The organism is Actinocorallia herbida, assembly GCF_003751225.1.
GTDB lineage: Bacteria > Actinomycetota > Actinomycetes > Streptosporangiales > Streptosporangiaceae > Actinocorallia > Actinocorallia herbida.
In genome coordinates this window covers 819,884-840,124 of sequence record NZ_RJKE01000001.1, presented here as the reverse complement: position 1 = coordinate 840,124, position 20,241 = coordinate 819,884, and the positions used below count along the sequence as shown (strand labels likewise).

Genomic DNA, 20,241 nt, shown 5'->3' with positions numbered 1-20,241 from the left:
GTCAGGTCCCCTTCCCGGAAGTAAGCCTCTCCCCCAGCCAGCTCAGGGGCTCCAGCACGTTGATCGGGTTGACCGCGCCGCGGATGCGCTTGAAGCCCTGGGCGTCGACCATGTCGTTCTGGAAGTCCTCGGCGTCGAAGGTCCCGGTGTCCTTGTCGACGTGGAAGCCGATCGCCGACGTCACGAAGTACCTGGTCCGGTCCGGCAGGAAGTACTGCTCGATGGAGTTCAGCACCATCTCGGCGTCGCCCGTCGCCGAGATCCGGCACAGCTCGGTGAAGAGCTGTTTGGCGTCCTCGGTGCCGACCCTGGGGAAGTCCTGGGGGTCGTCCGGGTCGAACTGGATCAGGTCGAGCTTGTCGGCGGTCTCCAGCACCCGCGGCTCGTCGAACTTGGTGATGACGACGGCGAGGTGGTGCGGCAGCCGCCCGCCGACGAGGTCGGAGTTCTCCATGACGTGCTGGGCGAGATGCGACAGCACCCCGAAGAAATGGGTGAAGGAGTCGCCCTCCTCGAACTCGCGCACCGGGTCGAACAGGAAGATGATCCCGCCGCCGTTCACGAGGTTGTCGATCAGGCCCTTGGGCGGGGAGACCAGGGTCGAGGAGTAGCCCTCACCGCCGAGGTCCGCGAGGTCGAGGGCGAGCCGCACCTCCTGCGTCTCCGCGCGCAGGAAACGCTTCCAGCTGCGCACGGTCCGCTCGCCCACCAGCCGCCAGCGGTACTGCTCGATGACCAGGTCGGACGCCTTGGGGAAGACCCGGTCCTTGGTGAGCTTCGTGGTGAAGTTCACCAGCGCGTTCGTCGACGGGGTGTCCGCGCCGATCACCTTCCAGCCCACGTTCCTGCGGCCGAGCGCGATGCTCAGGGCCGCGAGGAACGTCGTCTTGCCGCAGGCCGGCGCCCCCCACATCACGATGCCCGCCTTGTGCGGCCGCTGCTGACCGCCGGGCGCCTCCGCCATCGGCCTCACTCCGTCTCGCTCAGAGGGAACGCGTACTCTTCGCCGGGCCCTGGCAGCCGTAGTGCCTCGGCCACCCCGTCCTGGTCCCGCGCCGCCGCGTCGAAGAGCGCGTCGGGGGCGAAGGTCCGCCAGAAGTCCGCGGCGTCGTGCCCGTCGCGCACCGCCGCGATGCGGACGCCCCGCCGCCGCAGGTCGGCGGCCAGCCGCTGCCAGTCGTGCCGTTTCGGGCACGGCAGAATCTGCGACGGGTGGACCCGCGGCGGGAAGGCCGGCCGCGAACCGACCGCGAGCAGCGCCGTCTCCTCGGCCCCGTCCTCCAGCCGCGCGGCGACCAGCGCGAGCGCGCACTCCAGCCGGGCCGCCAGCGGATAGCCCTCGGTCGCGGCGGGCCGGTTCGCCAGGTCCGTCAGCCGGTCGAGGAAGACGGGCACGGGCTCCGCCCAGCACAGCAGCTCCGGCACCGAGTCATCGGCGGCGCGTTGGAAGGCGTGCGGGCCGTAGGCGAGGAGCGAGAGCCGCATGCCGGGCGGACAGGTCTGCGCCAGGCTGCGGAGCAGCGCGATCCGCTCGGCCATGACCTGGGCGCCGCTGCCGGGCACCCCGGCCTCCACCGCGCAGACGAGATGGCCGGTCCGGCCCGCCGGACGCGGCGCGGTCCTGCCCTGGAGGCCGTCCACCAGCTCCGGCCACGGGCGGCTCTCGGGAACGATCCGGCCCGGCACGTCCGGGAAGCCGACCTTGCCGGGGCCGTCGAGGTCGACCCGCAGCTCACGGGCCGCGGGCGCGGTGTGCGCGCGGACCAGGACGACGGGGCGGAAGCGGCGTTCCCTCGGGCTGCTCGCCACGACGGCGAGCGTGGTGCCCGTCTCTTCGCGGGCGGTGAAGCGCACCGCGACCCGGACCGTCGCGCCCCGCTGCGTCCCCATCGGGAACAGCGGCACCGCGCCGAACTCCAGCCGGCCGCGCGGGGTGGCGCGCAGCGTCACGAGCTCGTACATCTGGGTCAGCGGCTCGTCGGCGATCGCGGTGCGCAGCGCCTCCCGCACCGGCGCCGCCGACTCCATCGTGTGGACCGCACCCACGCGGAGGCCCGGATCGGGAACGGGGCCACCGGGCCGGGCGACGACCAGCACCGTGTCCGCGGGGCCGACGCCCAGCCGGCCGAGAAGTCCCCTCACCATCGCCGCACTCCGGTCCGGCGCGGATTCGGCGGCGAAGGACGCGGAGCGCATTCGGGGAACACCCGCGTCATCGCGCTTCACCTTCCACACCGAGACCTGCGCGCCGGTCATCTCGACGACGACGAGCCGCCGTGTGCCGAACACCTCCGCCAGACTTCCGACGAGGGCCTTGCCCAGGTCCTCATCAGGCACCGCTTACCGTCCCCCTCCGGTCCATTCGCAGGGAAGGCTAGCCCAACCACTCCCCTCGCATACTGGATTACGGGCACCATTGGATAACTCTGCCGCACCTGACACAGATTGACCGCATGCGGCCATCAGTATCACTCACGTAACAGCGTCCATTTCGGCTACCCGGCGAACTAGGGTGGCCGTCGGAGAAGTGGAGACACCGGCTAATGGGGAACGGTGTCGTGCCGAGGGGCGAGGTAGTGCGCGATTTCCTGATCATCCTGTCCGGCGCCAATCGCAAGGTCCTGGCCCAGTGCCCCAGTGAACGGCCCAAATTCCAGGGGATCGGCGGCGCCGTCCTCACCACGTCGGTCCTCGCGGTCTTCTCGATGTGGTTCGCCCTGTCGAGCGCGGTCGGCGTGTCGGGGCTCGTCGCCCTGCCCGTCGCGGTCATCTGGGGCCTGATGATCCTGGGCCTCGACCGGTGGCTGGTCAGCACCCTGCCCACCGAGGGCTCACGCCGGTTCCGCACCGCGGCGCCGCGCATCGCGATGGCCCTGCTCATGGGCTTCGTCATCTCCACCCCGCTGGTGCTGCGGATCTTCGAGTCCGAGATCAACGCGCAGATGGTGGTGATCAAGCAGCGGGACATGGACACGTTCGCCGAGAGCCAGAAGACCGGCGCCAACGGCCAGGACGTCGCGACGCTGCGGGCCACGGTCGAAGGGTTCCAGGAGACCATCAACAAGAACGGCGACGTCCCCGCCGACCCGGCCAAGGACCCCCGGGTGATCGCCCTCTCGGCCGAACTCGAGGGCGCCAAGACCGAGATGGACGACGACTACGACAAATGGCAGTGCCAGCTGTACGGCGGCGCCGGCTGCACCAAGAAAGGCAACGGCCCGCTCGCCGAGGCGAGCCACAATGCCTACCTCAAGTCCAAGAAGCGCGTGGACAATCTGACGGGTCAGATAGAGAAGCGCAAGAACCAGCTCATCTCCAGGGACGAGGGCGCCCGGGCGGGCCGCGTCGCGGAGGCCAAGGCGGAACTGCCGAAGGCGAAAGAGCAGTTGGCCGCCGCGGTCGATCGGCAGAACGATCTCCAGGAGAAGTTCGACTCCCAGAACACCGCGGCCAATGGCCTTCTCATCCGGCTGAAAGCACTCAACGAGATCACCGGGGGCAATACCACGCTGACCGGCGCGCGCATTCTGCTGTTCCTGCTCTTCCTCCTCATCGAGTGCCTGCCGGTGCTGGTCAAGCTGATGCTGCGGGCCGAGAACTACGAGCGCATCCTGGAGATCGAGAAGCGCGACGAGCTCCGCAGGGCCCGGGGCAACTACTCGCGCGGCAGGCTCGGCGGGCTGGGCGGGGGCCGCGGCGACGGCGACCGTGAATGGTCGGTCAACGACACCTGGAAGCGCGACGGCGGCGGCAGGTCCGGCGACTCCCGCAGGGCCGGCGAGGCCGACGGCGGCGCGCGCGGAGCCGGTACCGACCGGGACCGCGACGGCGACGGCGCGGTGAGCGGCAACGGGGCGAACGGCACCTTCACCACCACCGCGATACCGCGTCCGGCGACGGTCCCGCTGCCCACGGACCCCGCAACGGGCACGCCCGCCGAGTCGGGCCAGGCGCACACCTCGCTCGACCACGTGAAGATCCGGGACATGGAGGTGTCCCCCTTCCGCCTGCCCGGCGACTCCTTCGACGGGCTGGGCGACGACGAGGACCTCTTCGGCGACGAGAAGTTCTGAGGATGGAGCGTGTCCTGAACGACCGCTTCCGCCTGCTCTCCCAGCTCGGCAGGGGCGGCATGGGCAGCGTCTGGCTGGCCGAGGACGGCATGCTCGACCGGCAGGTGGCGCTGAAGGAACTGGTCCGCCAGCGCGATCCGAACCATCACGAGGAGTTCCGGCGCAGGGCGCTGCGCGAGGCCCAGGCCCTGGCCCGGCTGCGGCACCCCGCGATCGTCCAGGTCTACGACGTGATCATGCACGAAGGCGATCCGTGGATCGTCCTGGAGTACATCCCCGGCCGGTCCCTCGCCGAGATCATCGCGGCCGAGGGACGGGTCGCGGAGCGGATCGCGGCGCAGATCGGGCTGCGCGTCGCGGGCGCGCTCAACGCCGCGCACAAGGCGGGGGTGCTGCACCGCGACGTGAAACCGCACAACATCCTGCTGTCGGCCGACGACCGGGTCCACCTCGTGGACTTCGGCATCGCCCAGCTCACCGGGACCGATCCGATGACGTCCGCGCACATGATGATCGGCACCGTGGAGTACATGGCGCCGGAACGCTTCTCCGGGCAGCCCGCGCAGCCGTCGGCCGACCTGTGGGCCCTGGGCGTCACCCTCTTCCAGGCGCTGGAGGGCTACTCTCCGTTCCGGCCCGACGAGTCCGACGAGGTCGCCGCGACGATCCGGGCGGTCATCGACGGCGCCGTCCCCACCCCCGTCCACGCGGGTGCCCTCGCCCCCGTCCTCGCCCGCCTCCTCGACCCGTCCCCGCGCACCCGCATGACCGTCACCGAACTCGCCCGCGCGCTGCGCGCCGTCCTGACCGTCCGGGACCCCATCCCCAGCCGGCCGCCGATCCCGCGGCAGGCCCAGGCCCAGGTCCCGGCGACCGTGGCGGTCCCGGACTCCTCCGCCCGCCGGCCGGTCCGTACCGCCGCCGAACGCGCCGCGGCCATCCTCGAGGCCGAGTCGTTCACCGACCGCCTGGCCCTCATCTCCGCTCTCCCCGGGACACCGGGCGCGGCCGACGTGGTGCAGGCGCTCCCCGCCCCGCTGGTGGGCCGCGCGCTGGGCCACCTGCCCCCTGCGGAAGCCGCCGACCTCCTCCACGGCCTCACCTCGACGGCCCTGGCCGCGATCCTGGCCGGGACCGACGCGCGCACCGCGGCCGGAATCCTCACCGACCTCCCCGCCCAGGCCGCCGCCGACCTCATCGCCACCCTCACCGTCGAGCGCGCCGCGGCGATCCTCACCTACGTCCCGCCCCCCTCCACCGCCACCATCCTCCGCGCCTCCGCCGACGGCCGCTCCCCCACCCTCCTGGCCGCCCTCAACGCCTCGGTCCGCGACCAGGTCCTCCGCCACCACTGACCGCGGCACGGAGAACGCCACGGACGCCGTCCGCGGCGCAGTCGACGGGTCGGGCGGACGGTCAGGGGGCTCCGAGGAGGGCGGACCAGCTGGCGGCGAGTTCTTCGAGCATCTGGTCCCGGGTGAGCTTCCAGTCGGCGGCGCCCCAGTTCTGGGCGACGAAGTCGAGCTGGGCCATGGCCAGGACGCCACGGAAGCGGCGCTGGTGGGGAGCGAAGCGGCCGGCGGCGGTGAGGCCGTCCTCGACGTCGCTGATCGCCTCTTCCATCCAGTGCTCGACGAGGTCGTGCAGGAGGTCGGGTTCGGCGGCGGCGGCCTGACGGCCGATGCGGATGATCGGGTGGATCACCGGCCACTGGTCGGCGGTGCGGCGGAGCCAGTCCGCGATCACCTCGCTGCGGCCGTCGCGGACCGCCTCGACCAGGCCGAGCGCGGTCGAGCCGTGCTCGGCGGACCGCTCACGCTGGAGCACCTCGTTGAGGCGCTCGGCGATGAGCGCCTTCATCAGCTCGCCCTTGGACGGGAAGTGCGCGTAGAAGGTGACCCGCGTCGTGCCCGCCGCCTGGGCGATGTCCTCGACGGTCGTGGCGATGTAGCCCCTGCTCGTGAACCGTTCCAGCCCGGCGTCGAGCAGCATCCGCCGGGTCATCTCCTTCTGCGCTTCACGGAGGCTGGCCACGCGAAGACCCTAGCGCAGGCGTCCCCTCGCCCGTCCGTCGCGGCAGCTCGCCATACAGACCAACCGTTCACTTGACGCCACGTCAGTCGATATGACACTGTGCACAGGCACTACGGGTGATCTCGATCACAAACACTTGCCGCTCCCCACGGACTGTGAGCACGAGCCGCCCGGTGAACGACAAGGAGTCCCATCCCATGGCCCAGAACCCGTTGCCCGGCACTCGGATGCCGGGCTACGCCCCAACGGTGGTCGCCGGCTGCTTCGCGGTCCTGCTCGCGCAGGTCGCCTACTCGCTGCCCGGTGCCCTCAACGGCACCTTCCAGCAGGAGTTCGCGACCACCGGGTCGCAGCTCACCTGGATCACCGCGGCCTTCGCCATCCCGATGGTCGTGCTGGAGCTGACCACCGGTGTCATCGGCGACCTGTTCGGCCGCAGGCGGCTGCTCCAGTCCGGCGCGGTCCTCACCGTCATCGGCTCGCTGATCTGCGCCCTGGCGGGCACCGTCCAGGCGATGTGGGCCGGCATGGTCGTCGCCGGGCTCGGCGCGGCGATCCTCTACCCGATCTCGCTGGCCATGATCGCCGCGGTCGCACCGGACGAGGAGGGCCGTGCCAAGGCGATCGCGCTGTGGGCGGGCTTCCTGTCCATCGGCGCGGCGGTCTCGCCGCTGCTCGGCGGGGCCTTCGCCGAGGGCGGTAGCTGGCGCGGCGCGTACGGCGTCGTCATCGGCGCGGCCATCGTGTCCTTCCTGATCACCTTCAAGGCGACCGACTCCTCCGCGCCGGAAGGCCGCAAGCTCGACATCCCCGGTCAGGCCACCCTCGCGCTCGGCCTCATCGCGCTGCTGTTCGCCGCCACCCAGGGCTCGGAGACCGGCTTCGCCGACCCGAAGATCATCGCCGCGTGCGTCGCCGGCGTCGTGCTGCTCGCCGCGTTCATCGTGATCGAGCTGCGCACCGAGGTCCCGCTGCTCAACCTGCGCCTGTTCGCCAACCGCGCCTACGCGATCGTCGCGATCGCCACGGTCATCGGCATGTTCGCCTTCCTGGCCATCTGCTACTCGATGAGCATCTGGCTCGGCGCGATCCAGCACCAGAGCGCGCTCAAGATCGGCGTGCTGTTCGTGTTCATCCAGGGCCCCGCCCTGCTGCTGGTGCCCGTCGTCTCCCACCTGATCCGCAACGTGGCGCCGCGTTGGGTGCTGACCGGCGGCTTCGCGCTCATCGCCGTCGCCGGGATCTGGTGCTCGACGTTCGACGTCGCCGACCTGGACTGGGTCCGGTTCATCGCCCCGATGGCGATCATGGGCGTCGGCTTCGCGCTGACCGTCGGCTCCATCACCGCGGTCGCGATCAACACGGTCCCCGTCCGGCTCGCCGGCATGGCCAGCGCCACCACCAACCTGCTGCGCGACCTCGGTTTCGCGCTCGGGCCCGTGCTGATCGCCGCGCTGGCGATCGGCAAGGCCAACGACGGGCTGCTCACCGGCCTCGGCGGCGCCATCGGCGCCTCCGGCCTCCAGGCGCCCTACACCGACATCGCCGGAGGCATCGCGCACAGCGGCGGCGCCATGGCGATCAACGCGATGCCGGTCGTGCCGGGCGCCGGTCCGGACGCCGCGCCGGTGCCGATGCCGCAGCAGCTGACCGAACTCGCCTTCACTTCGCTCGGCGACGCCTACAGCACCGCCTTCCTCGTCGCGGGCCTGTGCGCGGCCGCGGCCGGAGCGCTGACGCTGGTGGGCCTGTTCGGTCGGCACGGCAGGCATGTGCAGACCGATTCCGGCTCGGTTTCCAGCCCGCTCGAAGGCGATGGCAATGCGTCACACAGCCTCGTCGGAAAGTGACTTAGCCCACGTCGGAGCAGGGTCATGAGGAGGCCCCCGCCCTTGTGGGCGGGGGCTTTCTCCATGGAAGCGATCTTTACTACCAGAAAGTTCGGTTGACATCACGTAAACTCAAGTGACACCATTCACACCGCGGCGTGATCGCTGTCACTCGCCACCACCCCGAGAGGAGTACCAGTGATGGGTACCCAGACCGCCGAGGACACCACCGGCACCACCATCAACACCAGCACCACCGTCAACACCGTCCTCGGCCCCGTTCCCGCGCAGGAACTCGGCGTCGTCGCGGTCCACGAGGCCCTGCTGTCGGTCGTCCCCGGAGCCGAGCACGCGTTCGACATCACCATCGACCGGGCCGAGATCTTCCAGACCCTCGCCGCGAAGCTGACGGAGTTCCGCGGCGCCGGCGGCGGCACGATCGTCGACAGCACCGGCATGTTCCACGGGCGCGACGTGAAGCTGTACGAGGCCCTCTCCCGCACGACCGGCGTGCACATCGTCGCGTCGACCGGCCAGGGCCCCGAGGAGATGCTCGGCGGCTACTTCCTGACCCCGCAGACCAACCCGCCGACCCCGTGGCCCGCCGACAGGTTCGCCGATCTCTTCGCCCAGGAGATCACCGAGGGCATGGTCGTCCCCCGGGTCGAGCGGCGCGGCCCGGCCGGCCTCGTGGCCACCGCCGCGACCCTCACGGGCATGACCGCGACCGACGAGAGCCTGCTCCGCGGCGCCGCCCGCGCCGCCCTGGCGACCGGGGTCCCGGTGTCCCTGCGCCACGGCCACGACGCCGTGCGCGAACTCGACACCGTCCTCGACGAGAAACTGCCGGCCGACCGCGTCGTCGTCGGCGGACTCGACCGCAAGGACGCCGTCGCCGCCTCCGCCCCGCTCGAGGTCGCCCGCCGCGGCGCCTACGTCGCGATCGACCACGTCGGCACCGAGGACGGCGCCCGCATCACCGACGCCGAGCGCGCCGCCCTGGTGGCCGAGCTGGTCGAAGCCGGGTTCGGCGACCGGATCCTGCTCTCCAGCAGCTCGACCGGGGTGGCCAAGGGCCACGAAGGCAACGACGTGTCTTACGGCCACGTGCTGTCCGCGTTCGTCCCCCTCCTCAAGGCCCGGGGCCTGAGCGACGAGGAGGTCCAGCGGATCCTCGTCGCCAACCCGCGCGCCCTGCTGTCCGTGCGCTGAGCGCGCCCGGCAGCCGGCCCAGAACAACCATGAACGTGATTGAGGTGAGCGTTGTGTCGAGAGTGAACACGGTCCTGGGACCGATCCCGACCGAGGAGCTGGGTCTCGTGGCCGTCCACGAGCACATCGGCTACGGCATGCCCGGCTCCGAGCTGGACACCAAGTGGTGGAAGACGCCGGAGCAGCGGTACGACGAGACCGTCCCGAAACTGCGCAGGTTCCACGAGTACGGCGGCGGCACGTTCGTCGACGCGACCGGCATCTGCAACGGCCGCGACATCAACTACTACCAGTCGCTGTCGGAGAAGACCGGCGTGCACATCGTCGCCTCCACCGGCTTCGTCGGCGGTGACACCGCCCTGCCGTTCTTCGAGCGGGCGAGCGTGGAGTACCTCGCGGACCACTTCGTCCACGAGATCACCGTGGGCATCGGCAGCACCGGCGGCAAGGCCGGGATCATCAAGGTCGGCGTCAGCCGGGGCGGCCGGATGACCGACCTGGACAAGCGCATCTACCGCGCCGCTGCCCGCGCCGCCAAGGCCACCGGGGTCGGCATCCTGACCCACCTGGCCATCGACGCCGAGAACGCGATCGCGATCTTCAACGAGGAGGAGCTCCCCCTCGACCGGGTGCTGTTCGGCCACGTCGACGACGGCGTCAACGCCGACAAGACCCGCGACACCTGGATCGCCGAGCAGGGCGGCCGGATCGGCTTCGACACCTTCGGTTACGAGACCGAGCTCCCGGACCCGCCGTTCTGGGCCCGGCCGCGCAAGGAGCGCCTGGACCACTTCCTCCGGTTCATCGCGGGCGAGGGCCGCATCAAGCAGGTGCTCGCCTCCGCGGACGCGAACTGCAGCGCGCTGGGCTGGCCCGGCGTGAAGGGCCACACGGTCAACTACATCTTCGAGGACCTCATCCCCGACCTCCGCGCCGCGGGTCTCGACGAGGCCGCGATCCGGACGATCTTCGTCGACAACCCCGCCGACTTCCTCTCGATCAAGAACTGAAGGACCACCCCATGCAGTCCGAAGACCTCAAGAACCTGAACATCGCCATCGTCGGCGCCGGATACGGCGGCGCGGCGGCGGCCAAGGCCCTCAGCCTCCTCGGCGCCACCGTCAACGTGTACGAGCAGGCGAGCCAGATCCGCGAAGTCGGCGCCGGCATCGGCCTCCGCCCGTCCACCATGGGCCGGTTCCACGAGTGGGGCATCGCCGAGGCGGTCCAGAAGGTCAGCTCCGCGAGCGACTACTTCTCGATCCTCACCGGCACGGGCAACCCGATCATGCAGGAGGAGTGGCCGGAGAAGGAGACCTTCGGCTTCACCACCCACCTGATCCACCGCGGCGACTTCATCGAGGCGCTGCTGTCGGTGCTGCCCGAGGGCATGGTCCACCTCGGCCACAAGCTGGAGAAGATCGAGGACAAGGGCGCCACGTCGGTCCTCACCTTCGCCAACGGCGTCACCGTCGAGGCCGACCTGGTCATCGGCGCCGACGGCATCAAGTCGGTCGTCCGCAAGGCCCTGTTCTCGGAGAACGAGCCGGTCTTCTCCGGCGAGCACGCCTACCGCGCCGTCATCGACATCGACGCCGCCCACGGCATGGTCGTCGACGACAACCTGCGCATGTACATCGGCAAGGGCACGAAGGTCTACCTCCTGCCGCTGCGCCACCGCGGCCAGGTCTCCTTCGACATCACCGCGCTCTGCCCGGACGGCACCTGGGCGCCGGACATCACCGTCGCCGACATGGTCAAGACCGTCGAGGGCTTCGACGAGCGGATCGTGGCCATCACCCGCGAGCTCGACCTGAGCACCGTCAACTGCCGCGCGGTCTACGACATCGACCCGGTCGACCACTGGCACACCGACTCCGTCGTGCTGATCGGCGACGCCGCCCACTCGATGCTGCACCACCAGGGCCAGGGCGCGAACTCCGCGATCCTGGACGCCGGCGCGCTCGCCGACTCCCTCAAGGAGGCGCCCTCGGTCAAGCAGGCGCTGGCGCTCTTCCAGGCGACCCGAAAGCCGGTGACCGACGAGCTCCAGCGGATCTCCCGCCAGGGCTGGACCGAGGACGAGGTCAACGACGTCTTCCCCGGCCAGAAGCCCGCGTCCCAGAGCCCCTCCCAGAACCCGGAGGCCTGAGCCATGCCGCTGCACCCCGCCATCGCCCAGGCCCTCGCGAGCCTGCCCGCGCCGCCGCCCGGTCCGCTGAACCCGGCGGCGATGCGCGCGGGCGAGGAGTCCCAGGTCCCGCCCCTGGCCGACCGCCTGCCGCTGCACTCCGTCGCCGACCTCACCGCCGAGACCGCCGTCGGCGACGTCCCGGTGCGGGTCTACACGCCGGTCGAGGCCGACTCCTACGGCGTCCTGGTCTACTTCCACGGCGGCGCGTTCTTCCTCGGCAGCCTGGAGACGCACGACCACGTCGCGCGTTCCCTGGCCAAGGAGACCGGGCTCAAGGTCGTCTCCGTCGGCTACCGGCTGGCGCCCGAGCACGCCTTCCCGGCGGGTCTCGAGGACTGCTACGCCGTGGTCCGCTGGGCCGCCGACAACGGCGAGTCCCTCGGCTGGGACGGCACGACGCTGGCCATCGCCGGCGACAGCTCCGGTGGCACGTTCGCCGCCGCGGTCGCCGGCCTGGCGCACGACGACGGCTTCGACCGGATCACCCACCAGGTGCTGTTCTACCCGTCGCTCGACCTCGACTTCGACGTCGACCGCTACCCGTCGCTGCGCGAGAACGCCGTCGGCTACGGGCTGGAGACGGCCGGGCTGAAGCCGTTCAACGCCTTCTACCTCGACGGCGGCGCCGACCCGGCCGACCCCCGCGTCTCGCCGATCAAGCGGGCCGACCTCACCGGGCTGCCGAAGGCGCTGGTCATCACCGGCGAACTCGACCCGATGCGGGACGAGGGCGAACTGTACGGCCGGCGGCTCAAGGACGCGGGCGTGGACGCCACGGTCAGCCGCTACGACGGCGCGGGCCACGGGTTCGTGCAGCACTTCGCGTGGATCCCGGAGTTCCACCGGGCCTACGCGGAGACCCGCGACTTCCTCGCGCGCTGACCCGCACCCGCCTTACGGACCTCGGAAGGAGAGCCATGTCCGCAGTGAAAGTCCACCCCCTCGTCTCACCGTGGGGCCGGTTCGGCCTGTACAGCTTCTTCATCGACGCCCCGGAGCCGGCGATCGTCGACACCGGCATCGCCTCCTCGCCCGCCGAGGGCATGGCCCCCGCGCTCGAGGCCCTCGGCCGCAGGATCGAGGACGTGCGCTGGATCCTGCTGACCCACGGCCACATCGACCACGTCGGCGGAGCCCACGCGCTCTGGGAGATGACGGGCCGCAAGGCCCAGGTCGTCGTCCACGACGCCGACGCGCCGTTCCTGCGGTCCCGCCAGGCCCACGTCGACGAGTACCTCGCCAACCGCGGGCGGTACCTGAACGATCCCGAGGGAGCCGCCAAGGTCGCCGGGGCCGCGCGCGCGGTCATCTCCGGGGAGATGGAGCCGACCATCCTCGTCAAGGGCGGCGAGACCCTCTCCCTCGGCGGCGGCGTGGACGTCTCGGTCCACGCGATCCCCGGCCACACCGCCGGTTCGGTCGCCTATGTGATCGACGGGCAGCGTTCGGTCTTCGTCGGCGACGCCGTCCAGGTGCACGGCGCGGCCAACGGCTTCCCGGGCTTCGAGGACCCGGCCGCCTACCGCGCGAGCCTCGAGTACCTGCGCGACGAGGTCCGGCCGCGGCACCTCTACCTCGGCCACCCGTATCGCCGTGCCGACGGTACGCCCTACGGCGTCGAACTCGACGCCGAGCAGGCCGCGGAGGCACTCCGCGAAAGCCTCGAGATCGAGGGCCGGGTCGGCGACGCCGCCCGCGCCTGCCTGTGCGGCGGGCTGCTGGAGACAGCGTCGCCGTACTCGCCCTTCGCTCCCGTCGCCGAGGCGATCGGCTACGAGGGCGACCCTTCGCTGGAGCCGTCGCCGTTCTTCACGTCGCTGCACGGCTACCGCACTCACTTCACCCAGAACCGTGACGAAGGAGCTTCGCATGGCTGACTTCCAGACCATCCAGGCGGGCCAGGACGAGATCGCCGTCCGCAAGGACCTCCGCGTGCCGATGCGCGACGGCGTCACGCTGGCCGCCGACGCCTACCAGGGCCTCGACGACAAGCCGCGGCCCGCGCTCGTCGCGCTCAGCCCGTACGGCAAGGAGCTCCAGGCGCTCGCGCTCACGACGCCGCCGCAGCGGCGCCCCAGCCCGATGTGGGACGGCTGCATCGAGGCCGGCGACATCGCGCGCGTCGTCCAGGAGGACTACGTCCACGTCATCGGCGACCTGCGCGGCTCCGGCGCCTCCGAGGGCGAGCACATCGGCAACTACAACGCCGGCGGCGTCTCGCTCGGCCAGGACGCCTACGACTTCATCGAGTGGGTCGCGGCGCAGCCGTGGTGCGACGGCAACGTCGGCATGATCGGCATCTCCTACTTCGGCTCGATGCAGGTGATCGCGGCCGCCGAGCGGCCGCCGAGCCTCAAGGCGATCTTCGTCAGCGGCGGCCACTACGACTTCTACGAGACCACGTACCACGGCGGCGTCATGTGGTTCATGCCGCGCGCGGCGCGCGAGGGCCGCGGCGGCGACTCCGGCTGGGCCTTCACCGACGGCGTCAAGTCCCGCATGCTCGAGACCTACTCGGCCGAGGAGATCAGGGAGCGCGTAGCGAAGCGGCTCCAGGACCCGGACGTCGCGGCCTGGCCGAACCTGTTCCACGTGCTCAACTACCCGAAGAACCACGAGGCCTGGTTCGACATCGTCATGAACGAGGTCGACGGCGAATGGTACGAGGAGCGCAACCCGGTCAATCTGGCCAGGAACATCGACATCCCGGTCTGGCTCCAGATCGACCAGGGCCGCGGCTGGACGATGGACGGCACCATCGAGGCCTACAACGCGCTCCAGGGCCCGAAGAAGCTCGACATCGGCCCCTACCCGCCGATGCAGTCGCGCCCCTTCATCGAAGAGCACGACAAGATGTTCCGCTGGTACGACCACTGGATCAAGGGCATCGACAACGGGATCATGGACGAGCCCGCCGTCACCGTCCACGTCGAGGGGTCGCGCGAGTACGTCACCGGCGCGCAGTGGCCGCCGAAGGACGTCGAGTACAAGTCCCTGTACTTCCGGCCGCGCCGCAAGCTCTCCTTCGAGCCCGAGCTGATGGCCGCCGAGCACGCCGCGCCCGACGGCTTCTACCAGGCGCCGCTCACGGTGACCGACAAGGTGGAGATCCTCAGCTGGAGCACCGAGGCGTTCACCGAGCCGACCGAGCTGATCGGCCAGGGCGCGGCGCACCTCTTCGCCGAGATCGACCAGCCCGACACCAACTTCATCCTGCGCCTGTGGGACGAGGCGCCGGGCGGCAAGCGGCAGCTCATCACGACCGCCTACCTCAAGGCCTCGCACCGCGAACTCGACGAGGAGCGCACCACCGAGGGCGACCCGTACCACCCGCACACCCGCGCGGTGCCGGTCGAGCCGGGCCGGATCGAGGAGTACGTGCTGCGGATCTACCCGTTCGCGGCGACGTTCCTGCCCGGCCACAAGCTGGTCGTGGAGCTCTCCAACGACGAGCCGCTGGCCGACGAGCACAACGCGCTGCTCCCGCCGGACGCGTTCCACCTGCCGGTGGGCCGCCCCGTCACGCACAAGATCTACCGCGACGCCGCGCACCCGTCCCGGCTGGTGCTGCCGTTCACGGTCGAGAACAGGTAAGGACCATGGCTTTCGTCTACGCGGCGGCCCGCACGCCGTTCGGCCGGTTCAACGGAGCGCTCTCCGGCGTCCGTCCCGACGACCTCGCGGCCACCGCGATCACCGGAGTGCTCGCCAAGGCGCCCGCGCTGGACCCGGCCGGGATCGGCGAGATCGTCTGGGGGTGCGCCAACCAGGCGGGCGAGGACAACCGCAACGTCGGCCGGATGGCCGGGCTGCTCGCCGGGCTCCCGGTGTCGGTGCCCGCGACCACGGTCAACCGGCTGTGCGGCTCCTCGCTCGACGCCGCGATCATCGGCTCGCGCGCCATCGACACCGGGGACGCCGACGTCGTGCTCGTCGGCGGGGTCGAGTCGATGACCCGGGCGCCGTGGGTGCTGCCGAAGCCGGACCGGGCGTTCCCGGCCGGGAACGTGACAGCGGTCTCCACGACGCTCGGGTGGCGTCTGGTCAACCCGAAGATGCCCGCGGAGTGGACGGTCTCGCTCGGCGAGTGCAACGAGCGGCTCCAGGAGCGGTTCGGCATCCCGCGCGAGCGCCAGGACGCGTTCGCCGCGCGCTCGCACCGGCTCGCGGCCGCCGCGTGGGACGAAGGCTTCTACGACGACCTTGTCGTCCCGATGAAAGCCGGACCGGTCGAAGGCGTCGAGCTCTACCGGGACGAGAGCATCCGGGCCGGGTCCACGCCCGAGAAGCTCGCCGGGCTCAAGCCGAGCTTCCGGCCCGACGGCACCATCACCGCGGGCAACGCCTCGCCGCTCAACGACGGGTCCGCGGCGGTCCTGCTCGGCTCCGAGGCCGCCGCCGGGCGGATCGGGCTCGACCCCGTCGCCCGGATCGCGGGGCGCGGCGCGGCCGCGCTGGATCCGCAGATGTTCGGATTCGCGCCGGTCGAGGCCGCGAACCGGGCGCTGGAGCGGGCGGGCATCGGCTGGGACAGGGTCGGCGCCGTCGAGCTCAACGAGGCGTTCGCCGTCCAGTCGCTCGCCTGCGTGGACGCCTGGCGGATCGACTCCGAGATCGTCAACACCAGGGGCGGCGCCATCGCGATCGGCCACCCGCTCGGCGCGTCGGGCGCCCGGATCCTCGGCACCCTCGCCAGAGTGCTGGTCGAGCGGCGCGCGCGGTACGGCGTCGCCGCGATCTGCATCGGCGTGGGCCAGGCGCTCGCCGTGGTCCTCGAGAACGTGACGGAAGGAGCAGCATGAGCAAAGCGCAGATCTTCGCCTCGCCGGAGGAGGCGGTGCGCGTCGTCCAGGACGGCGACACCGTCCTGGTGGGCGGCTTCGGGCTCGCCGGCATGCCGTTCGACCTGATCGACGCGCTGATCGGGCACGGCGCGGGCGACCTCACCATCGTGTCCAACAACGCGGGCAACGGCGATGTGGGCCTCGCGGCGCTGCTGAAGGCGGGCCGGGTGCGGAAGATCCTGTGCTCCTTCCCCCGGCAGTCCGACTCCTACGTCTTCGACGACCTCTACCGCCGCGGCGAGATCGAGCTCGAGGTCGTCCCGCAGGGCAACCTCGCCGAGCGGATGCGCGCGGCCGGGGCGGGCATCGGCGCGTTCTACTGCCCGACGGCCGTCGGCACGCCGCTCGCCGAAGGCAAGGAGACCCGGACGATCGACGGGCGCGACTACCTGCTCGAATACCCCATCAAGGGCGACGTCGCCCTGATCTCGGCCGACACCGCCGACACGATGGGCAACCTCGTGTACCGCAAGACCGCCCGGAACTTCGGCCCCGTCATGGCCACGGCCGCCGCGACGACCGTCGTGCAGGTCGCGTCGATCGTGGCGGTGGGGGAACTCGACCCCGAAGCCGTCGTCACCCCGAGCATCCACGTCGACCGCGTCGTCCAGGTCGAACCGCGCCACTACACCGTGCAGGGAGCCCGCTGATGCCGCTCGACCCCGACGAACTGGCCGCCCGGGTCGCCCAGGACATCGCCCCGGGCAGCTACGTCAACCTCGGCATCGGCCGGCCCACCAAGGTCGCCGACCACCTCCCCGCCGCCCTCGGCGTCGTCCTGCACACCGAGAACGGCATGCTCGGCATGGGCCCGGCGGCCTCCGGGTCCGACATCGACCCCGACCTCACCAACGCCGGCAAGGTCCCCGTGACGGAGCTCCCCGGCGCCGCCTACTTCCACCACGCCGACTCCTTCGCCATGATGCGCGGCGGCCACCTCGACGTCTGCGTCATGGGCGCCTTCCAGGTCTCCGCCACCGGCGACCTCGCCAACTGGGACACCGGCGCCCCCGGCTCCATCCCCGCCGTCGGCGGCGCCATGGACCTCGCCATCGGCGCCGAACAGGTCTACGTGATGATGACCCTCTTCACCAAGGCCGGCGCCCCGAAGCTCGTCCCCACCTGCACCTACCCCCTGACCGGCATCGCCTGCGTCAGCCGCGTCTACACCGACCACGCGGTCTTCGAAACCGGCCCCACCGGCGCCCGCCTCCTGGAGACCTTCGGCACCCCGCTCGAAGAACTCCGCGACCGCCTGGGGATCCCGCTCATCACCATCTGACCCGTCGCTCCGGCGGACGGACCCGCGTCCACGTCGACGTTTCACCGAAAGGCCCCTTCGTTCACCGAAGGGGCCTTCGTCGGCGAACGCCGCCTCCCCACCTGACCGCCTCCGCTTCTTCGCGGGCGGGCGGCTCCCGCGCGGCCCCTTCCCGGGACCGATCGGCCCGAGGCTTCGGCGACCGGCATCGGGCGCGGGCCGGGACCATGAGCGAATCCTCCCGAGCCGCCAGCATGGCCAGGATGTTGGGAGAAGAGCGCAGATCGCCGTTATGTGGCGATAAAGCCGTTAGCAGGTGGCAGATCATCCCAAAGATGAATGTTCATTCTGTTTACTCGCGGCAGTGACGAGCCCCCAGGATGCCGTCCGCAGCCGGTGGGCCGGGCGGGGATGATCACGGCGACGGAGTCGAGCGTTAGCGGGCACCACGGACTTCGGAATGATCGGCGCGGGCGCCTGCGGGCCGATCCGCCCGTCTTGAAGCCGTGCCACGGTAACGGCCTGTCGGATATCGCCTGAACGGCCAGAATAGCGGAAAGTTATGATACCTAACCGCTTGTGACAGATGGGGCCGTGTGTGAGTCTTCGGGAAGACGACTCAGGGCGTACGGGCGAATGCTCCTGGTGACCTCCGGTGCCCCGCGGCACACCGTCATCGCGCGCCTTGGGGTGGAGATCCGCTTCCGCGCCGGCGGTCTCGCACGTCTGGGATCGACCGCACCGCCCACGGTTCCCCCGGGCCCTCTCAGAGCCCACCGGTGGCGGCACGGAAGCCGAGAGGAGTCCTCCCCTGTACCCGATCAACCGTCCCCGACGGGCACCGCGCAGACGTCTCACCACCCTGGCCACCGCGTTCGCCCTGGCCGCCACCGGCTTGACGGCGCTCCCCGCTCCCGCGCACGCGGCGGCGCCGGGGGCCACGGCCTACGTCACGAACCTGCGCGGCAACTCGGTCTCGGTCATCGACGCCACGACCGGCACGGTGACCGCGACGGTCCCGGTCGGCTCCTTCCCGTCGGGGGTGGCCGTTTCCCCGGACGGAGCCGAGGTCTACGTCACCAACCAGGGTTCCAACAACGTGTCGGTGATCGACACCGCCACGAACACGGTGTCGGCGACCATCCCGGCCGCCCAGAGCCCCAACCCCGTGGCGTTCGCTCCTGACGGCGCGCACGCCTACGTGGGCGTCAGCCTCGGCGGCGGACCCCAGGGGGTCAGGGTCATCGACACCGCCACCCGCACGGTCGTCGCGACCGTCACCGTCACCGGCCAGCCCTTCGACATCGCGGTGACCCCCGACGGCGGCGAGGCGATCGTCGCCGGCTTCGTCGGCAGCGCGGTCACGGTCATCGACACCGCCACCAACACCGTCACCGCCACCATCACCGACCCCGGCGCCCTGACCCCGGCCGGCGTGGTGATCAGCCCCGACGGGACGCACGCCTACACGGCCAACTACAACAGCAGCAACGTCTCCGTCATCGATCTCGCCACCAACACGATCACGGGCACCGTCCCCGTCGGCGGCCGTCCGCAGGACGTGTCGATCAGCCCGGACGGCGGTCGCCTCTACGCGGCCCTCTCCAACACCAACGCCGTCGCCGTCATCGACACCGCCACCAACGCCGTCACCACCACCATCCCGGTGGGAACCGGGCCGACGGGCATCCGCGTCGACCCGGCCGACGGCACCGCCTACGTCGGCAACTCCGCCGACGACAACGTCTCGGTCATCGACCTGAACACCAACGCCGTCACAGCCACCATCGGCGTCGGCGACACCCCGTACAACGTCGACGTCTCACGCGCCCTGCCCGTCGTGACCGGCGTGAGCCCCGGCAGCGGACCCGCGGCCGGCGGCACCACCGTCACGATCACCGGCAGCCACCTCTACAGCACGAAGTCGGTCAAGTTCGGCGGCACCCCGGCGACCGGCGTGACCGTGGTCGACGCCACCACCGTCACCGCGACCGCCCCGCCCCACGCCGCGGGCACCGTGGACGTCACCGTGACCACCCAGGCCGGCACCAGCGCCACCGGCGGCGCCGACGAGTACACCTATCTCCCCGAGCCGAAGGCGGACATCGACGTCGACCTGACCGCCCGGCCCCACCTCGGCGTCCTCGTGCCGTTCCTGTCCTACACCCTCACCGCCCGCAACACCGGCCCCGACTCCGTCACCTCGGCCACGCTCACCGCCACCCTCCCGCCCGGCGCGACCGCCACCGGCCTCCCGGCCGGCTGCACCGTCGCCTCCACCACCGTGACCTGCACCTACGGTGCGATCGCCACCGGAGCCGGCGTCGGCAAGACCTTCCGCGTCCCGCTGCACCTGCTCTCCCTCGGCCCGGTGACGGTCACCGGTGTCCGCACCGCCAGCGCCCCCACCGACCCCGGTCCCGCCAACGACACCGCCGGCAAGACCTGCCACGTCATCTCGATCATCCTCGCCACCTGCTGACAGCCGCCCGGCGGACCAGTCGTCCACCATCGAACACGACACCGCGGCCGGGACCCGATCGGGTCCCGGCCGCGGCCGCGCGGCACGGTTCCGGGGCCCTCCCCCTACGTCCCGACTCCCCCGAAAACGACAAAGGCGCGGGTCTCAATGAGACTCGCGCCATACGTCAGACTTAAAGCTGGGGTACCAGGACTCGAACCTAGAATAACTGAACCAGAATCAGTCGTGTTGCCGATTACACCATACCCCATCGCGCTGGGGGGCTTCCCGTTTCCGGGGGCTCCCTGGCGACCTCCGAAAGCTTACAGGACT

Annotated in this window: 16 protein-coding genes and 1 tRNA gene; 13 read left to right on the top strand and 4 right to left on the bottom strand. The window is 71.0% G+C overall.

Translation table 11 applies throughout. The features are described from left to right. Nucleotide 1 precedes the first annotated feature (1 nt). Both EDD29_RS04115 and EDD29_RS04110 read right to left on the bottom strand, forming a co-directional pair. Nucleotides 2-964, bottom strand: coding sequence for a hypothetical protein (locus tag EDD29_RS04115; protein ID WP_123662433.1), 963 nt, complete (start codon nucleotides 962-964; stop codon nucleotides 2-4). Nucleotides 965-969: 5 nt separating this feature from the next. Then, on the bottom strand, nucleotides 970-2,337 hold the full coding sequence (locus EDD29_RS04110; protein WP_123662431.1) for a hypothetical protein: 1,368 nt from the start codon (nucleotides 2,335-2,337) through the stop codon (nucleotides 970-972). Nucleotides 2,338-2,576: 239 nt separating this feature from the next. Here EDD29_RS04110 and EDD29_RS04105 point away from each other — a divergent pair, with 239 nt between their 5' ends. Next, the gene (locus EDD29_RS04105; RefSeq protein WP_170201283.1) at nucleotides 2,577-4,073 is read left to right on the top strand and encodes a DUF4407 domain-containing protein; all 1,497 of its coding nucleotides are present in this window, start codon (nucleotides 2,577-2,579) and stop codon (nucleotides 4,071-4,073) included. A 2-nt stretch (nucleotides 4,074-4,075) separates the two neighbouring features. Beyond that, nucleotides 4,076-5,428, top strand: a complete 1,353-nt coding sequence (locus tag EDD29_RS04100) for a serine/threonine-protein kinase (RefSeq protein ID WP_170201282.1) — start codon at nucleotides 4,076-4,078, stop codon at nucleotides 5,426-5,428. A 61-nt stretch (nucleotides 5,429-5,489) separates the two neighbouring features. Here EDD29_RS04100 and EDD29_RS04095 read toward each other — a convergent pair whose 3' ends face one another. Next, nucleotides 5,490-6,107, bottom strand: a complete 618-nt coding sequence (locus EDD29_RS04095) for a TetR/AcrR family transcriptional regulator (protein ID WP_123662425.1) — start codon at nucleotides 6,105-6,107, stop codon at nucleotides 5,490-5,492. Between the two features lie 197 nt (nucleotides 6,108-6,304). Between EDD29_RS04095 and EDD29_RS04090 the strand changes: the two genes are divergently transcribed. The 11 genes from EDD29_RS04090 (at nucleotide 6,305) to EDD29_RS04040 (ending at nucleotide 19,929) form a co-directional block, all read left to right on the top strand. Further along, a complete protein-coding gene (locus EDD29_RS04090) occupies nucleotides 6,305-7,957 on the top strand; it encodes an MFS transporter (RefSeq protein WP_123662423.1) in 1,653 nt (550 codons plus the stop codon). A 180-nt stretch (nucleotides 7,958-8,137) separates the two neighbouring features. Continuing rightward, nucleotides 8,138-9,148: a phosphotriesterase family protein gene (locus tag EDD29_RS04085; RefSeq protein WP_123662421.1), complete on the top strand. Its 1,011-nt coding sequence runs from the start codon at nucleotides 8,138-8,140 to the stop codon at nucleotides 9,146-9,148. 53 nt (nucleotides 9,149-9,201) lie between these two features. Beyond that, nucleotides 9,202-10,158, top strand: coding sequence for a phosphotriesterase family protein (locus EDD29_RS04080; protein WP_123662419.1), 957 nt, complete (start codon nucleotides 9,202-9,204; stop codon nucleotides 10,156-10,158). Nucleotides 10,159-10,169: 11 nt separating this feature from the next. After that, the gene (locus EDD29_RS04075; RefSeq protein WP_123662417.1) at nucleotides 10,170-11,300 is read left to right on the top strand and encodes an FAD-dependent monooxygenase; all 1,131 of its coding nucleotides are present in this window, start codon (nucleotides 10,170-10,172) and stop codon (nucleotides 11,298-11,300) included. Nucleotides 11,301-11,303: 3 nt separating this feature from the next. After that, complete coding sequence (locus EDD29_RS04070) at nucleotides 11,304-12,224, top strand: alpha/beta hydrolase (protein WP_123662415.1); 921 nt, start codon at nucleotides 11,304-11,306, stop codon at nucleotides 12,222-12,224. 35 nt (nucleotides 12,225-12,259) lie between these two features. Beyond that, a complete protein-coding gene (locus EDD29_RS04065; protein ID WP_123662413.1) occupies nucleotides 12,260-13,219 on the top strand; it encodes an MBL fold metallo-hydrolase in 960 nt (319 codons plus the stop codon). Further along, on the top strand, nucleotides 13,212-14,936 hold the full coding sequence (locus tag EDD29_RS04060) for a CocE/NonD family hydrolase (RefSeq protein WP_123662412.1): 1,725 nt from the start codon (nucleotides 13,212-13,214) through the stop codon (nucleotides 14,934-14,936). Before EDD29_RS04065 ends, EDD29_RS04060 begins: the two co-directional genes overlap by 8 nt. Before the next feature lie 5 nt (nucleotides 14,937-14,941). Continuing rightward, complete coding sequence (locus EDD29_RS04055; protein WP_123662410.1) at nucleotides 14,942-16,144, top strand: thiolase family protein; 1,203 nt, start codon at nucleotides 14,942-14,944, stop codon at nucleotides 16,142-16,144. Then, a complete protein-coding gene (locus EDD29_RS04050; RefSeq protein ID WP_123662408.1) occupies nucleotides 16,141-16,836 on the top strand; it encodes a 3-oxoacid CoA-transferase subunit A in 696 nt (231 codons plus the stop codon). Before EDD29_RS04055 ends, EDD29_RS04050 begins: the two co-directional genes overlap by 4 nt. Beyond that, entirely contained in the window at nucleotides 16,836-17,468 is a 633-nt protein-coding gene (locus EDD29_RS04045) for a 3-oxoacid CoA-transferase subunit B (RefSeq protein WP_123662406.1), read from the top strand. Before EDD29_RS04050 ends, EDD29_RS04045 begins: the two co-directional genes overlap by 1 nt. Before the next feature lie 874 nt (nucleotides 17,469-18,342). Continuing rightward, nucleotides 18,343-19,929: an IPT/TIG domain-containing protein gene (locus tag EDD29_RS04040; RefSeq protein ID WP_246052497.1), complete on the top strand. Its 1,587-nt coding sequence runs from the start codon at nucleotides 18,343-18,345 to the stop codon at nucleotides 19,927-19,929. A gap of 178 nt (nucleotides 19,930-20,107) precedes the next feature. On the opposite strand, the gene EDD29_RS04035 is transcribed toward EDD29_RS04040, so the two are convergent. Further along, nucleotides 20,108-20,179 (bottom strand) — tRNA-Gln (locus EDD29_RS04035). Nucleotides 20,180-20,241 lie beyond the last annotated feature (62 nt).